10 protein-coding genes are annotated in these 12,894 nt (G+C 65.2%); 8 read left to right on the top strand and 2 right to left on the bottom strand.

Annotated features, from left to right (window positions below; genetic code table 11):
- Positions 1–251 precede the first annotated feature (251 nt).
- The 4 genes from BFD71_RS30435 to BFD71_RS30420 are packed head-to-tail and all read left to right on the top strand — an operon-like array spanning position 252 to position 5,278.
- Positions 252–1,316 carry an ABC transporter substrate-binding protein gene (locus BFD71_RS30435; protein WP_069268016.1) on the top strand — a complete coding sequence of 355 codons (1,065 nt, stop codon included), beginning with the start codon at positions 252–254 and terminating at the stop codon, positions 1,314–1,316.
- 56 nt (positions 1,317–1,372) lie between these two features.
- Complete coding sequence (locus tag BFD71_RS30430; RefSeq protein WP_069268015.1) at positions 1,373–2,968, top strand: ABC transporter substrate-binding protein; 1,596 nt, start codon at positions 1,373–1,375, stop codon at positions 2,966–2,968.
- 42 nt (positions 2,969–3,010) lie between these two features.
- On the top strand, positions 3,011–4,063 hold the full coding sequence (locus tag BFD71_RS30425) for an aldo/keto reductase (protein WP_069268014.1): 1,053 nt from the start codon (positions 3,011–3,013) through the stop codon (positions 4,061–4,063).
- Positions 4,064–4,081: 18 nt separating this feature from the next.
- Positions 4,082–5,278, top strand: a complete 1,197-nt coding sequence (locus tag BFD71_RS30420; RefSeq protein WP_218108681.1) for an acyl-CoA dehydrogenase family protein — start codon at positions 4,082–4,084, stop codon at positions 5,276–5,278.
- Between the two features lie 56 nt (positions 5,279–5,334).
- On the opposite strand, the gene BFD71_RS30415 is transcribed toward BFD71_RS30420, so the two are convergent.
- The gene (locus tag BFD71_RS30415; protein ID WP_069268013.1) at positions 5,335–6,297 is read right to left on the bottom strand and encodes a sulfonate ABC transporter substrate-binding protein; all 963 of its coding nucleotides are present in this window, start codon (positions 6,295–6,297) and stop codon (positions 5,335–5,337) included.
- A gap of 216 nt (positions 6,298–6,513) precedes the next feature.
- Here BFD71_RS30415 and BFD71_RS30410 point away from each other — a divergent pair, with 216 nt between their 5' ends.
- The 4 genes from BFD71_RS30410 to BFD71_RS30395 all read left to right on the top strand — a co-directional run bounded on the left by BFD71_RS30410 (position 6,514) and on the right by BFD71_RS30395 (position 11,406).
- Positions 6,514–7,341, top strand: coding sequence for a MetQ/NlpA family ABC transporter substrate-binding protein (locus BFD71_RS30410; protein ID WP_069268042.1), 828 nt, complete (start codon positions 6,514–6,516; stop codon positions 7,339–7,341).
- Positions 7,342–7,397: 56 nt separating this feature from the next.
- Positions 7,398–8,627: a porin gene (locus BFD71_RS30405; RefSeq protein WP_069268012.1), complete on the top strand. Its 1,230-nt coding sequence runs from the start codon at positions 7,398–7,400 to the stop codon at positions 8,625–8,627.
- Between the two features lie 140 nt (positions 8,628–8,767).
- The gene (locus BFD71_RS30400; protein WP_069268011.1) at positions 8,768–9,943 is read left to right on the top strand and encodes a fumarylacetoacetate hydrolase family protein; all 1,176 of its coding nucleotides are present in this window, start codon (positions 8,768–8,770) and stop codon (positions 9,941–9,943) included.
- Positions 9,944–9,960: 17 nt separating this feature from the next.
- Entirely contained in the window at positions 9,961–11,406 is a 1,446-nt protein-coding gene (locus BFD71_RS30395; RefSeq protein WP_069268010.1) for an aldehyde dehydrogenase (NADP(+)), read from the top strand.
- 89 nt (positions 11,407–11,495) lie between these two features.
- Here the strand turns inward: BFD71_RS30395 and BFD71_RS30390 are convergent, their stop codons facing one another.
- A complete protein-coding gene (locus tag BFD71_RS30390) occupies positions 11,496–12,869 on the bottom strand; it encodes an MFS transporter (protein ID WP_083245550.1) in 1,374 nt (457 codons plus the stop codon).
- Between the last annotated feature and the right edge of the window lie 25 nt (positions 12,870–12,894).

Here is a 12,894-nt window from a genome sequence, read left to right as displayed (position 1 = left end):
AAGTATAGGGAGCGCACTGCCCGCGACTAACCACGGAATTCGCATTTTGTTATTCGCATCTCTGCGTTGGCCGGCGGTTCGCGCAATCGGGCAGCACGGGGTTGCGGCCAAAGTAAATCACTTCCGCGCACGAACCTATTTCACGATTCGTTCTTTGACCTCGCCGCAAGCGCTTGCCGATAATCGATTGTTCCATGCCGCCCGCGCAGAGATCGTGCGCAATGCGCCTTGTTCGCCACCGAGGAATCTTGATGACGCTGCTCTGGTACACCCGTTGCCCTGCGCCGACGCCATTCGGCATTGCCGCCCAGCAAGGATTGCTGCAGGAAGAATTCGCTGCCGACGGCATCGAAGTGAAGGCATTGCAGGACGCCGACGACCCGGCCATTCGCCGCTCGCACTTCACGCATACGCAGCCGTGGTCGTTTCGCCAGGGCGGCAACATACCGGCGCTATGGGCGCGGGCGCAAGGCAGCGATACACGGCTCATCGGTTTGAGCTGGGTCGATGAGTTCCAGGCGCTCATCACGCTCGATTCGCACCTCACGCCCACGCGCGCTTCGCTCGCGGGGCGCCGCTTCGGATTACCGATCAATGCCGCCGCTGGCGTCGTCGATTTCCATCGTGCCACGGCTTTGCGTGGCTTTCATACGCTGCTCGAAGCCATCGGCGTCTCGTCAGCCGAGGTCGAACTCGTGGATCTGCCGCATGCACCCCGTGGCCTCGCCCACGCAAAACCGGACGACTCGGCACCGCTCGGCGAATGGCTCGATGCGCAGCGCGCTCACGAGTTTTCCCGCGAGGCGGCTGCGCTGCTGCGCGGCGAGGCCGACGTAGTGTTCGTCAAGGGTGCGACGGGCCTCGATATCGCCAACGTGCTCGGCGCGCGCGTGCTGGTCGACATCAGCGCGCATCCCGATCGGCGGGCGCACGCCAACAACGGTACGCCGCGCCCGCTCACGGTCGATGCGCAACTGCTGCGCGAACGCCCCGATCTCGTCGAACGCGTGCTGGTTCGCACGCTCGACGCGGCCGCGTGGGCTGGCGCGCATCCCGGCGAAGTCACGCGCTATGTCGCCCGCGAAGTGCGCAGCGCCGAGCACTGGGTGACACGCGCGTATGGCGCGGGCCTGCACCGGCAACTCGCGATCGGACTCGATGCCGCAGCGCTCGACGCGCTCGCGCACTTCAAGCGCTTTCTCTTTGAGCAGGGCTTTATCGCGGACGATTTCGACTTCGCGCAATGGGTCGATCCGGCGCCGCTCGAGGCGGCGCTGGCCCGCCGCGCGGAGCGTGCCGGCGTGCTCGCAGGATAACCAAAGCGGCGCTGCCTGCCAGCGTCCATTTCCTCTTATCGTCTGTTGCCGAACCGATGATCGCTCACCTCCTGCGCACGGCGCCACGCCGTGTCGTTCTCATGCTCCTCGTCATGGCGAGCGTGGCCGCTCACGTTGCCGCGCACGCACAAACGCGCGGCGGCACGCTCAATTTCGTGGTGACGCCGGAGCCTACTGCGCTCGTGGATGTCGCAACGACGGCAGTGAATGTCCTCAAGGTCAGCCCGAAAGTGATTGAAGGCTTGCTCGACTACGACTTCGATCTCAAGCCCAAGCCGCTGCTCGCCACCTCATGGGAGATCGAGGACGGCGGCCGCCTCTATGTGTTTCATCTGCGGCACGGCGTGAAATGGCACGACGGCGCGCCGTTTACCTCGGCCGACGTTGCATGGTCGATCGAAACGCTGCGCCGCGTGCATCCGCGAGCGCGCACCACCTTCGCGAACGTCACCGCGATCGCCACGCCGGACCCCTATACGGTCGTGCTGACGCTCAGCGAGCCGACGCCATGGTTGATACGCGCGTTCTCGGCTTCGGAAACGCCGATCCTGCCGAAGCACCTCTATGAAGGCAAGGACGTGCTCGCGAATCCGGCCAACAACGCGCCGATCGGCACCGGACCGTTTCGCTTCGTCAAGTGGGTGCGCGGCAGCTACATCGAATATGCGCGCAATGACGACTACTGGACCGCCGGCAAGCCGTATCTGGACCGCATCATCGTGAAGATCATCGCCGACCCCGCCGCGCGCGCGGTGGCGTTCGAGGACGGCTCGGTCGATCTCGGCGGCGATACGCCCGTGCCGCTCGCCGACCTCGACCGCCTCAAGGCCAATCCAAAGCTCGGCATCGAGACACGCGGCTACGAGTTTCAGGCGGGCGTGGCGCGCATCGAGTTCAATCTCGACAATCCGGTGCTCAAGTCCTTGAAGGTGCGTCAGGCGATTGCCTCGGCGATCGATCGCGAAGTGATCCGCAGGGTCATCTACTACGGCTACGCGACGCCCACCGCGAGCCCGCTGATGCCGTCGAACCCCTACTATGACGCGGCACCCGCGCCCTACCCGTTCGACATCGCGCGCGCCAACCGTCTGCTCGACGAGGCCGGTCATCCGCGCAAGGCGGACGGCACACGCTTTGCGCTCACGCTCGACCCGCTGCCCATCGGCGACCTGCCCGCCCGCACGGGCGAATACATCAAGTCGGCGCTCGCCCGCGTGGGGATCGCTGTGACGATCCGCAATCAGGATCTCGCGGCGTATTTGAAGCGCGTCTATACCGACCGGCAATTCGATTTCACCGTGAATGGCATGAGCAATCTGTTCGATCCGGTGGTGGGCGTAGCGCGTTTGTACACGACCGACAACTTTCGCGCCGGCGTGCCCTTCACCAACGGCTCGCACTACAGCAACCCGCAAGTCGACGGCCTGTTTGCGCAGGCTGCGCGGGAAAGCGACGAAACGAAGCGCAAGCAGCAGTTCGTGCAGATCCAGCGCATTCTGGAGCACGATCTGCCGGACCTGAATCTCGTGTCGCCGCAGTGGGTGACGCTCGCCTCGAAGCGTGTGCGCGACCACGCCATTTCACCCGACGGCACGGCCGCGAGTTTCGCCGATGTCTGGCTGTCGCGGTGAGCGCGCTCACGTCGCACTGTTTGAATGACTCAAGGAAAATCCATGGACTACCGGCAACTGGGCCATAGCGGCCTGAAAATATCCACGCTGACGCTCGGCACGATGATGTTCGGCGGACCAACCGACGACGCCACGGCCGAACGCATCATCGAAGCCGCGCAGGAGCAAGGCGTGAATTCGATCGATACCGCCGACGTCTACCACCAGGGCGAGTCGGAGCGCGTGGTGGGCCGGCATATCGCGCGACAACGCGACCGCTGGGTGCTCGCCACGAAGTTCGGCAACCCCGTTGGCAACCCGCGCGAGATCAACGCGGCCGGCGCGTCGCGCAAGCACGTGATCCGCGCGGTCGAAGCGAGTCTCGGGCGGCTCGATACCGATTATCTGGACCTCGTGTATCTGCATCGCGAGGACCACCACACACCAGTCGAGGAAACCGTGCGTGCGCTGGGCGATCTGATCGCGGCAGGCAAGCTGAGACACTACGGGCTGTCGAATCATCGCGCCTGGCGCATTGCCGAATTCAGCCGCGTGGCCGATCTGCTGGGCGTGCCGCGGCCCGTTGCGAGCCAGCCGCTCTACAACCTGGCCAATCGCCAGGTCGAGGCGGAGCAGTTGAGCGCCGCCTGGCACTATGGACTTGGCGTGATCTCATACAGCCCGCTCGCGCGTGGCGTGCTGACCGGCAAGTACGAGCCCGGTGCCCAGCCCGGAGCCGACACGCGCGCGGGACGGCAAGACCGCCGCCTGAGCGAGACCGAATGGCGCGCCGAAACGATCGAGCTTGCGCGGCGCGTAGAGGCGCATGCAAAGGAGCGCAGCCTCACCGCCGCGCAATTCGCGCTGGCCTGGGTGCTCAATAGCCGCTATATCACTTCGGCGATCGCTGGACCGCGCACCGAAGCGCAATGGCGCGACTATCTGCCCGCGCTACAGTATCGTCTCGATGAGGATGACGAAGCATTTGTCGATTCGCTCGTGGCGAGCGGCCATCCCTCGACACCGGGGTTCAACGACCCCGGTCACCCGTTCTTCGGACGCCTCGTGCGCCATGGCACCACGCAGGACCCGCGTGCGCCGGGCGGCGAACGCTAATTGCCCAGGGAGAGCACCGTGAACGCATTCACTCCGGACGCCGCGCTCGCGCGCGACGAGGACCAGGCCGCCGCGCTGATCGAGCGCGCGGCGCTGCTCGGCCGCGCGTTTGCCGCCCTGGCCGACGAGCATGACCGCAATGCCACCGCGCCGCTCGGGCAATTCCGCGCATTGCGCGAAGCGGGCCTGCTGCGCGCGAATATTGCCCGCAGCGACGGTGGCTTCGGCGCGGGGCTCGCGGTGGCGCGTGCGATCGTCGCCGAAATCGCCTATGGCGATCCATCGGTCGCGCTCATTCTCTCGATGCACTACAGCCAGCACGCCATGATCGTGCACGACGCGCGCGAGCAAACGGGAAACTGGCCCGCAGCGCTCGCGCAGCGCCTCACGCGGGCGAGCGTGGAAGGCCGCGCGCTCGTCAACGCGGCCCAGGTCGAGCCCGCGCTCGGTTCGCCCTCGCACGGCGGCCTGCCAAACACGCTCGCGCACCGCGAAGGCGCCTCGTGGCGCATCACGGGACACAAACTCTATGTCACGGGCGCACCCCTGCTCACGTGGATCAACGTGCTTGCACGCACCGACGAACCCGAGCCGCGTCTAGGCCATTTTCTCGTCCCCCGCGAGGCGGCGGGCGTGCGCATCGTAGAGACCTGGGACCCGCTCGGCATGCGGGCGAGCGCAAGCCACGACGTGGTGTTCACGGACGTGGCGATTGCCGTCGACGATGTCGTCGGCTTGAGACCGGCCCATCTCGGCGTGCAGCGCGATCCGCACGCCACGGCGTGGTACTTCAGTCTGGTCGGAACGGTCTACGACGGCGCGGCGCGCGCCGCGCGCGACTGGCTGCTTGCTTTCCTCACCGGGCGCAAGCCTGCCGCGCTAGGCGGGGCGGCGCTCGCCACCGTTCCCATCGTGCAGGAAAGCATGGGACGCATCGAGATGCTGCTGGCGAGCAACGACTGGCTGCTGCGCACCCATGCCGACGCGATCGACGCAGGTACGGCGCCCGCCGAGTTGTCCGCCGTCGTCAAACATAACGTGGTGGACAATGCGATTCAGGCCGTGGATATCGCGCTCGAACTCGCGGGCAATCATGGGATCGCGCGGCACAATCCGCTCGAGCGCCATCACCGCAACGTGCAGTGCGCGCGCATTCACGCGCCGTCCAACAGCTTGTTGCGTACCATGGCGGCGCGCCGCGCGCTGGGCTTGTGAGCTGTGAGAAAGCCCCGGCGCGCGGGAGCGGCCGGGGCTGATGAAAAATCGTCACGCTAAACGATGCCTGGCGCTGCCGCTTCGAGCACGTTCACGCGCTTCGGAATCAGCTTGAGGTCGAAGAAGGTATTGGCGATTTGCTGCTGCTCGGCGAGGATGGCTTTCGTGATCGGCCCCGTGCCGAACTGCGCGCGCCCGATCGCCTCGCTGACCACGTCGTTCGGCAAGCCCCATACTTGCGCAAGCTGCGTGGCGAGCGCGGCCCGGTTGGCCTGCCCCCACTGATCGATCTGGCTCAATTCGTCGATGAGGATCTTGATGACATCCGGGTTCTGTTTTGCGTAGCTGAGCGACGAAAAATAGTAGGCGCGGTTGCCGACCACGCCGCTCGCATCGGCGAGAATGCGCGCATCGAGGGTCTTTTGCGCGGCGGCGAGAAACGGATCCCAGATTACCCACGCATCGATGGCGCCGCGCTCGAACGCCGCGCGCGCGTCCGCGGGCGCCAGGAACACGATTTTCACGTCACCATACTGAATGTTGTGCGCCTGCAGCAGCTTGACGAGGAAATAATGGACGTTGCTGCCGCGATTGAGCGCGATGGTCTTGCCCTTGAGATCAGTCACGCTGCGAATGGCCGAGGCGTGCGGCACGAGCACCGCTTCCGCCTGCGGCCGCGGCACCGTGGCCGCGACATAAGCGAGCGGCGCACCGGCCGCCTGCGCGAAGATGGGCGGCGCCTCGCCCACGTCGCCAAAGTCGATCGAGCCTACGTTGAGGGCTTCGAGTTGCACCGGGCCTGCATCGAACTCTGTCCATGTGACCGCGACGCCGAGGGGAGCAAGCCGTTTCTCCAGCGTTCCGCGTCCTTTCAGCAAACTCAGATAACCTTTCTGATTGCCTACGCGCAACGTACGCGATGCGCTGGCCGCGCGCGCGGGAAGCGCGCCGAGCACCGGCAACGCGGCGAGCGCAGCGGCTGCGGCTGAGATTCGAATGAAGTTGCGGCGTGCGTTCATGCGTGGCTGCCTCGGCAATAGATAGAAAGAAGCCAATGTTATAAGCCGCGCGGCAGCGTGAAAACCATCGAATCCTGCGCTTCTAATTCCCGCTAAAGATAACCACGCCGCCTCGTAATCCCTGCGCGTGGCCGATATGTAAATCTCGATTAAATATTGGCCGTCCGCAAAGGGCCCAACCATAATCGGCCTTTCCAAACCATCAAGTCACACATCATGCGACATCGATTAGTTATCCAAACGTTATTCTCCATTATCACGCTGTTTGCGCTGCCATCGCCGGCTGCCCACGCCGCCGAAAATGCCGCGCACGTGCTGCGAGTCGGCTTTGTTCCCGGACCGTATGCCGACGAATTCCGGGAAGGCGTCGAGCCACAACTCAAGCGCAAGGGTTACACCATCCAGTACGTGAACTTCAGCACTGGGCTTGAAGCGAACCAGGCTGTGTGGCACGGCGAAATCGCCGCCGACGTGATGCAGCACAGCGTCTATCTGAAGGCATACAACGACCGGAACGGCACCGACCTTGTCAGCGTCGTGCAAGTGCCGACGCCCCCCATGGGCCTCTACTCGACCCGCCACCATTCGCTCTCCGAGGTGAAGGCCGGCGCAACGGTCGCTGTGCCAAACGACCCCGTCAACCTCGAACGCGCGCTCAAGATTCTTCAAGAGATTGGCTGGATCCGCATTCGCGAGAATCCCAATCCCGTGGATGTTTCGGAGCGTGACGTGGTCGCCAATCCCGCCGGCATTCGCATCGTCCCGCTCGAAACCGCACAGGCGCCGCGTGCGCTCGAAGACGTCGATTTCGCAGCCATCCAGGGCAACTTCGCCATTTCCAGCGGGCACCGTCTGACCGAAGCACTGGCACTCGAGCAAATGCGCTCACCTTACGTGAATCAAGTGGTCGTCAAATCGGCGAACCGTAATTCGCAGGAAACGGCCGATATCGTCGCGGCCTATCGTTCAGATGAATTCCGCGCGGCAATCCTGCGCAACCCGACCTACCGGGGCTATCGCCTGCCCGACTACTTCCCGCATTAACTCTTTCGATGTTTCCGATGCCTTAGCCTCGACCACGGCTTGACAAGCCCACAACCATGAAAAAAACACTTCTCGCGCTCACTACCATCGCACTGTCGCCCGTCGCCGCCTATGCCCAAAGCAGCGTGACGCTCTACGGGATCGTCACGGGCAACGTGACGTACACGAACAACGTTCAGACGGCGGCAACGCCTGCCGGTGGCAAGCCCACAGGCGGCGGGCAGGTCGCCCAGTTCGACAGCGGCACCTCGGGCCCGAGTTCGAGCCGCTGGGGCCTGAAAGGCATCGAAGATCTGGGCGGCAGCGTGAAGACGCTGTTCGTGCTCGAAAGCGGCTTCAGCGTCAGCAATGGCACGCTCGGCCAGGGCGGCACCCTGTTCGGCCGTCAGGCCTGGATCGGGGTCACCGCGCCCAACTACGGTACCGCATCGCTCGGGCGTCAGTCGGACGCCGCGGTGGATTATGTGTCGCCGCTGCTCTATGCCTGGTACTTCGGCAACCTCGCGATCCATCCGGCCGACTATGACAATCTGAATTTCACGCACCGCATCAACAACGCGGTCAAGTACAGTTCGGACTCCTTTGGAGGATTCCGGTTCGGCGCGCTGTACAGCCTGGGCGGAATAGCCGGCAACTTCACGCAGAATCAGTATTGGTCCGCGGGCTTCAGCTATACCGGGCCGAGCGTTGCCGTCGCGGCATCGATCATCAACGCGCGCAATCCGAACACTTCGCTCTATGGCACCAATGCGAATGCGAGTGCCACCGGCAACAATCTCGGCTCCGCCGGGTCCGCCACGACGCCGGCATCGAACCCGTCCATCTCGGGATTCGCGTCCGCCCGCACGCAACAGACGGTCGCCGTGGCCTCGACCTGGACGATCGGCTCCGCCATCCTGGGCCTCGCCTGGTCGAACACGCAATACCGCGATCTCGGCGCCACTGCCGCGCTGAACACGCAGAACTACCATGGCACGGCCTCGTTCAATACGGTGGGGGCGAGCGTGCGCTACCAGGTCACGCCCTTCCTGCGCGTCGGCACTTCGTTCGATTACACGAACGGCGGCAACCTGAACGGTACGGGCGGCGCGCGCTACGAGCAGTGGAATCTGGGCACCGGCTACTCGCTCTCGAAAGCCACCGAGCTGTATGTGACGGCTGCCTACCAGCATGCGAGCGGGGTCGATTCGTGGGGCCGCCAGGCAGTCGCGGACATCGGCTATCTCTCGCCCTCGACAACCTCGAATCAGGTTGCGGTGTCGGCCGGCATCAAGCACCTGTTCTAACCCGCATTACGGGCCGTCGCCGGGTCATTCTTCCGCGGCGGCCGATCGTCCAGCCAGTTGGACAAAGAGGCGTTCCTTTGGACGCGCACGCGCATCCGCCCTACGATGCGTGTCGCCACGCTCAATCCGGAACGCCCGCCATGTCCTCAACATCCGCTTATCTCCCGCACGATCTCGATAGCGCGCTGCTCGTCGGCCGTGTCTGGCGGCCCACGCCGGAGGGTGACGGGCCGTGCGTCGTCGTGGTGCGCGGCGGCATGGTCTTCGATATTTCGCAGGTGGCCCCCACCACGGCCGACTTGTTCGAATACGACGATCTGCTCGATGTCGTGCGGCATACGCCAGGCGAGCCGCTGGGCACGGCCGAGGCGCTGCTCGAACACAGCTTCACGGGCGATCGCCCCGCGGATCGCCCCTGGCTGCTCGCGCCCTGTGATCTGCAGGCCATCAAGGCGTGTGGCGTGACGTTCGCCGTGAGTCTTCTGGAACGCGTGATCGAAGAACAGGCCGGTGGCGATCCCGCCAAAGCCCAGGACGTGCGCACCGAAATCACGAAGCTGATCGGCGCCGATCTTTCGAAAATCAAGCCGGGGTCCGAGGCCGCGATCAAGCTGAAGGAAGAACTTCAGCGCCGTGGTGCGTGGTCGCAATACATGGAAGTCGGTATTGGGCCGGACGCCGAGGTGTTCTCGAAGTCCCAGCCGATGTCCTCCGTGGGCTTCGGCGCCGATATCGGCCTGCATCCCGCCTCGGCGTGGAATAACCCCGAGCCCGAGGTCGTGCTCGCGGTCAACAGCCGCGGCGAGGTGGTCGGGGCGACGCTCGGCAACGACGTCAATTTGCGCGACATCGAAGGCCGCTCGGCCCTGCTGCTCGGCAAATGCAAGGACAACAACGGCTCGTGCGCAATCGGTCCGTTCATTCGTCTGTTCGATGAAGGCTTCACGCTCGACGCGGTTCGTACCACCAGCGTCTCGCTTCGCGTGGAAGGCGCCGACGACAACTTCCTGCTCGAAGGCGTGAGCCACATGCAGGAAATCAGCCGCGATCCGCTCGACCTCGTTTCGCAGGCATGGGGCCGCCACCATCAGTATCCGGACGGTTTCATGCTGTTCCTCGGCACGATGTTCTCGCCGATCAAGGACCGCGACGCGCCCGGCGGCGGCTTCACGCATCACCTTGGCGACCGGGTCACGATCAGCGCGCCGCCGCTTGGCGCCATCGTCAACACCGTGCGCCTTTGCACCGAAATCGAACCGTGGACGTTCGGCGTGCGCGCTCTTTATACCAATCTCGCCGAGCGCGGTCTTTTTTAATCTGGAGTGAATTCGGAATGCAGACAGAAAACAACGCGTCTTTCGCGCGTATCGACGAAGCCGCCGCGCTCGCGCGTGAAGCACAGGCCCTTTACGGCGCGGCTTCGCGTGCCGTGCGCAGCGCCCTGCTGCGCGGCCTCGCCGACGCGCTCGAACGCGACGCCGCGCAGCTCGTCGCCATTGCGGACGAAGAAACGTCGCTTGGCGCCGCGCGTTTGAATGGCGAACTCGCGCGCACCGCGTTTCAACTGCGCGGCTTTGCCGAGCGCGTGGAAGCAGGCATCGCCAATCGCCACGTCGACGACGCGGCCGTTCCCGGCGCGCCGCCAGCAGGCCGCCCGCACCTCACGCGCGTGCAACTGCCGCTCGGGCCGGTGGCGATGTTCTCGGCGAGCAATTTCCCGTTCGCGTTCTCGGTGCTCGGCGGCGATACGGCCTCGGCGCTCGCCGCGGGTTGCACGGTGATCGTCAAGCCGCACTCGGGCCATCCCGAACTGTCGCGCCGCGTGCATGCGCTCGCCGCGCGGGTGCTGCGCGAACAAGGCCTGCCCGAAGGCGTGATCGCGTTCGTCGATCAGGCGTCGCGCGAAGCGGCCGTGCATCTCGTCGGTCACGCCGATGTCGCGGCGGTGGCGTTCACGGGTTCGTATCAGGGCGGCGTGGCCCTGTGGCGCGCGGCCAATGCGCGTCGCCGGCCGATTCCGTTTTATGGGGAACTCGGCTCGATCAATCCGCTCGTCGTGCTGCCGCAAGCCCTTGCGGAAGGCGTCGATACGCCCGCCGCCACCCTCGCCGCTTCGATCACGATGGGCTGCGGCCAGTTCTGCACGAGCCCCGGGTTGATCGTCGTGCGCGACGACGCCGACGGCGAGCGCTTCGCACAGGCGCTGGCGCAAGCGTTGTCCGCGCAAAAGCCGCATGCCATGCTCACGTCCGCCATGCGCCACGGTTTCGAAGGCGCCGCGGCGCATATCGCGAGCCAGGCGGGCGTGCGCGTGCGTCTGGCCGCACCGGCAGACGACGAGCAATCCGCAGCGCCCGCGCCGCGTCTGTTCGAAACCGACGCGCAGACGTTCATCGCCAACGCGGCGCTGCACGAAGAGATGTTCGGCCCGGCCGCGCTGATCGTGAAGGTGCGTGACGAAGCGCAGACGCTCGACGTGCTCGCCGCGGTCGAAGGTTCGCTCACGGTCACGCTGTGGGGCGCGCAAGCCGATACGCCGGAAAATCGTGCGCTCGCAGTCGCTGCGCAACGTATCGCAGGTCGCGTGCTGTTCGGCGGCGTGCCGACGGGCGTTGCCGTGTGCGATGCGCAGCAGCATGGCGGCCCGTGGCCCGCTTCGACGCAGCCGCAAACCACCTCGGTCGGTTATGCGGCCATCGAGCGCTTCCTGCGCCCCGTTGCGTTGCAGGATGCGCCGCAATGGGCGATTGCCGCGACGAGCGGAATGGCAGTGGCATAGGGCAAGGCGCAACGCGCACGATTGAAGCGGTAAAAAAAGCGGAGACCGGATATTGAATCCGGTCTCCGCTTTTCACTTTCAGCATTGAGTTACTCGCTATCTGCAACCTGCCTGGGAACGGCAAGCACAGCAAGCGCCGCTGCGAGGCCCGCGCCCGCAAATGCGTAGAAGTTCCACGGCAGCGGCGCGCCCGCCTGTGCCAGCGCGCCGCCGATCAGCGGCCCGGCGATTGCGCCGAAACGCCCTATTCCCAGCGCCCAGCCAATGCCCGTCGCCCGGTTGCGGGGCGGATAGTAGCGCGTGATGTACGCGCCAAGCAGCATCGTGTTGCCGATCGTGCCTACCCCGGCAATGCCCACGAGCACATAGGTTTGCAGCGTGCCATGGGCGAACGGCAGTGCGCACAGGCTGGCTGCGGCGAGCAGGTAGAGCACGCTGACCACGCACTTCGAACCCAGGCGGTCGGCCACCGCGCCACCAAGCAGCGAGCCCAAAGCCGCGGTTGAATTGAGTACCACCAGCAATGCAAGGCTCGATCCGAGCGGGAAGCCGGCCTTGCGCATGAGTTGCGGCAGCCAGGTGCTCAGACCGTAGAGCAAAAGCAAGCCCATGAACATCGCGATCCAGAACGCCAGGGTGGCGCGCACGGTGGACGCGTCGAAGAGCGCGCGAATCGGCGCGGCTTTTTCAGCATTCATAGCGTGCACGGCCCGCGCCCCGGTTTCGTTCTCTAGCGCCGAATGTCGAATGCCGAGCGCTTGTGCAACGCCGCGTGCCTCTGCGATGCGGTTTCTCGCCAGCAGGAACTCCAGCGACTCCGGCAAATGGCGCGCCGTGAGCGCCACGAGGATGAGCGGCGCGGCGCCCACACCGAACAGCAACCGCCAGCCGTGCGTCGGCAACCAGTTCATCGCGAGCAGCGCGACCAGAATGCCGCCCAGCGAATATCCCGTGTAAATCAAGGCATAGTTGAAAGAACGGCGCCCAGGCGGCGAGTATTCGACCGTGAGCGCCGCCGCGGTCGGCACGACGCCGCCAAGCCCGAGTCCGCCCACGATCCGCGCGACGACGAACCAGGCTGGCGTGGGCGCGAGCGCGGCGGCCGCCATCATCGCGGAGAAAAGCGCCGCACTGCCGAGCAGCATGCGGCGCCGGCCGATCATGTCGCTGAGCGTGCCCGCACCCATGGCGCCGATCATCATGCCCGCCAGCGAGCAGCTTGCGATCGCGCCGAGTTGCAGCGCCGACAAGGACCAGTCGGTGCCATGCGTGAGCATGGGCAGCACCGCCCCGTAAATCGCGACGTCATAGCCTTCGGCAAGGATCATCGCAAGGCAGATCGCGACGACTCGCACCGTCACGCGAGTGGGTATCGCAACGGAAGCGGGATCGAAGCGGTAGTCCGCTTCGCTTTGCGCGCGTTCCAGCGCGACCTCGGCGCTGCTTGATGACGACGTATTCATGGCGGCGTGTCCCCATTCTTTTTTG

This window comes from Paraburkholderia nodosa (assembly GCF_001718195.1).
Taxonomy (GTDB): Bacteria; Pseudomonadota; Gammaproteobacteria; order Burkholderiales; family Burkholderiaceae; genus Paraburkholderia; species Paraburkholderia nodosa_A.
Note: the sequence above shows the minus strand (reverse complement) of the source record. Positions and strands in the feature narration are given on the sequence as shown.

Bases quoted from the DNA above. Each gene is read 5' to 3' on its own strand.
- BFD71_RS30435 (WP_069268016.1), top strand. From the start codon at position 252: ATGACGCTGCTCTGGTACACCCGTTGCCCTGCGCCGACGCCATTCGGC.
- BFD71_RS30430 (WP_069268015.1), top strand. From the start codon at position 1,373: ATGATCGCTCACCTCCTGCGCACGGCGCCACGCCGTGTCGTTCTCATG.
- BFD71_RS30425 (WP_069268014.1), top strand. From the start codon at position 3,011: ATGGACTACCGGCAACTGGGCCATAGCGGCCTGAAAATATCCACGCTG.
- BFD71_RS30415 (WP_069268013.1), bottom strand. From the start codon at position 6,297: ATGAACGCACGCCGCAACTTCATTCGAATCTCAGCCGCAGCCGCTGCG.
- BFD71_RS30410 (WP_069268042.1), top strand. From the start codon at position 6,514: ATGCGACATCGATTAGTTATCCAAACGTTATTCTCCATTATCACGCTG.
- BFD71_RS30405 (WP_069268012.1), top strand. From the start codon at position 7,398: ATGAAAAAAACACTTCTCGCGCTCACTACCATCGCACTGTCGCCCGTC.
- BFD71_RS30400 (WP_069268011.1), top strand. From the start codon at position 8,768: ATGTCCTCAACATCCGCTTATCTCCCGCACGATCTCGATAGCGCGCTG.
- BFD71_RS30395 (WP_069268010.1), top strand. From the start codon at position 9,961: ATGCAGACAGAAAACAACGCGTCTTTCGCGCGTATCGACGAAGCCGCC.
- BFD71_RS30390 (WP_083245550.1), bottom strand. From the start codon at position 12,869: ATGAATACGTCGTCATCAAGCAGCGCCGAGGTCGCGCTGGAACGCGCG.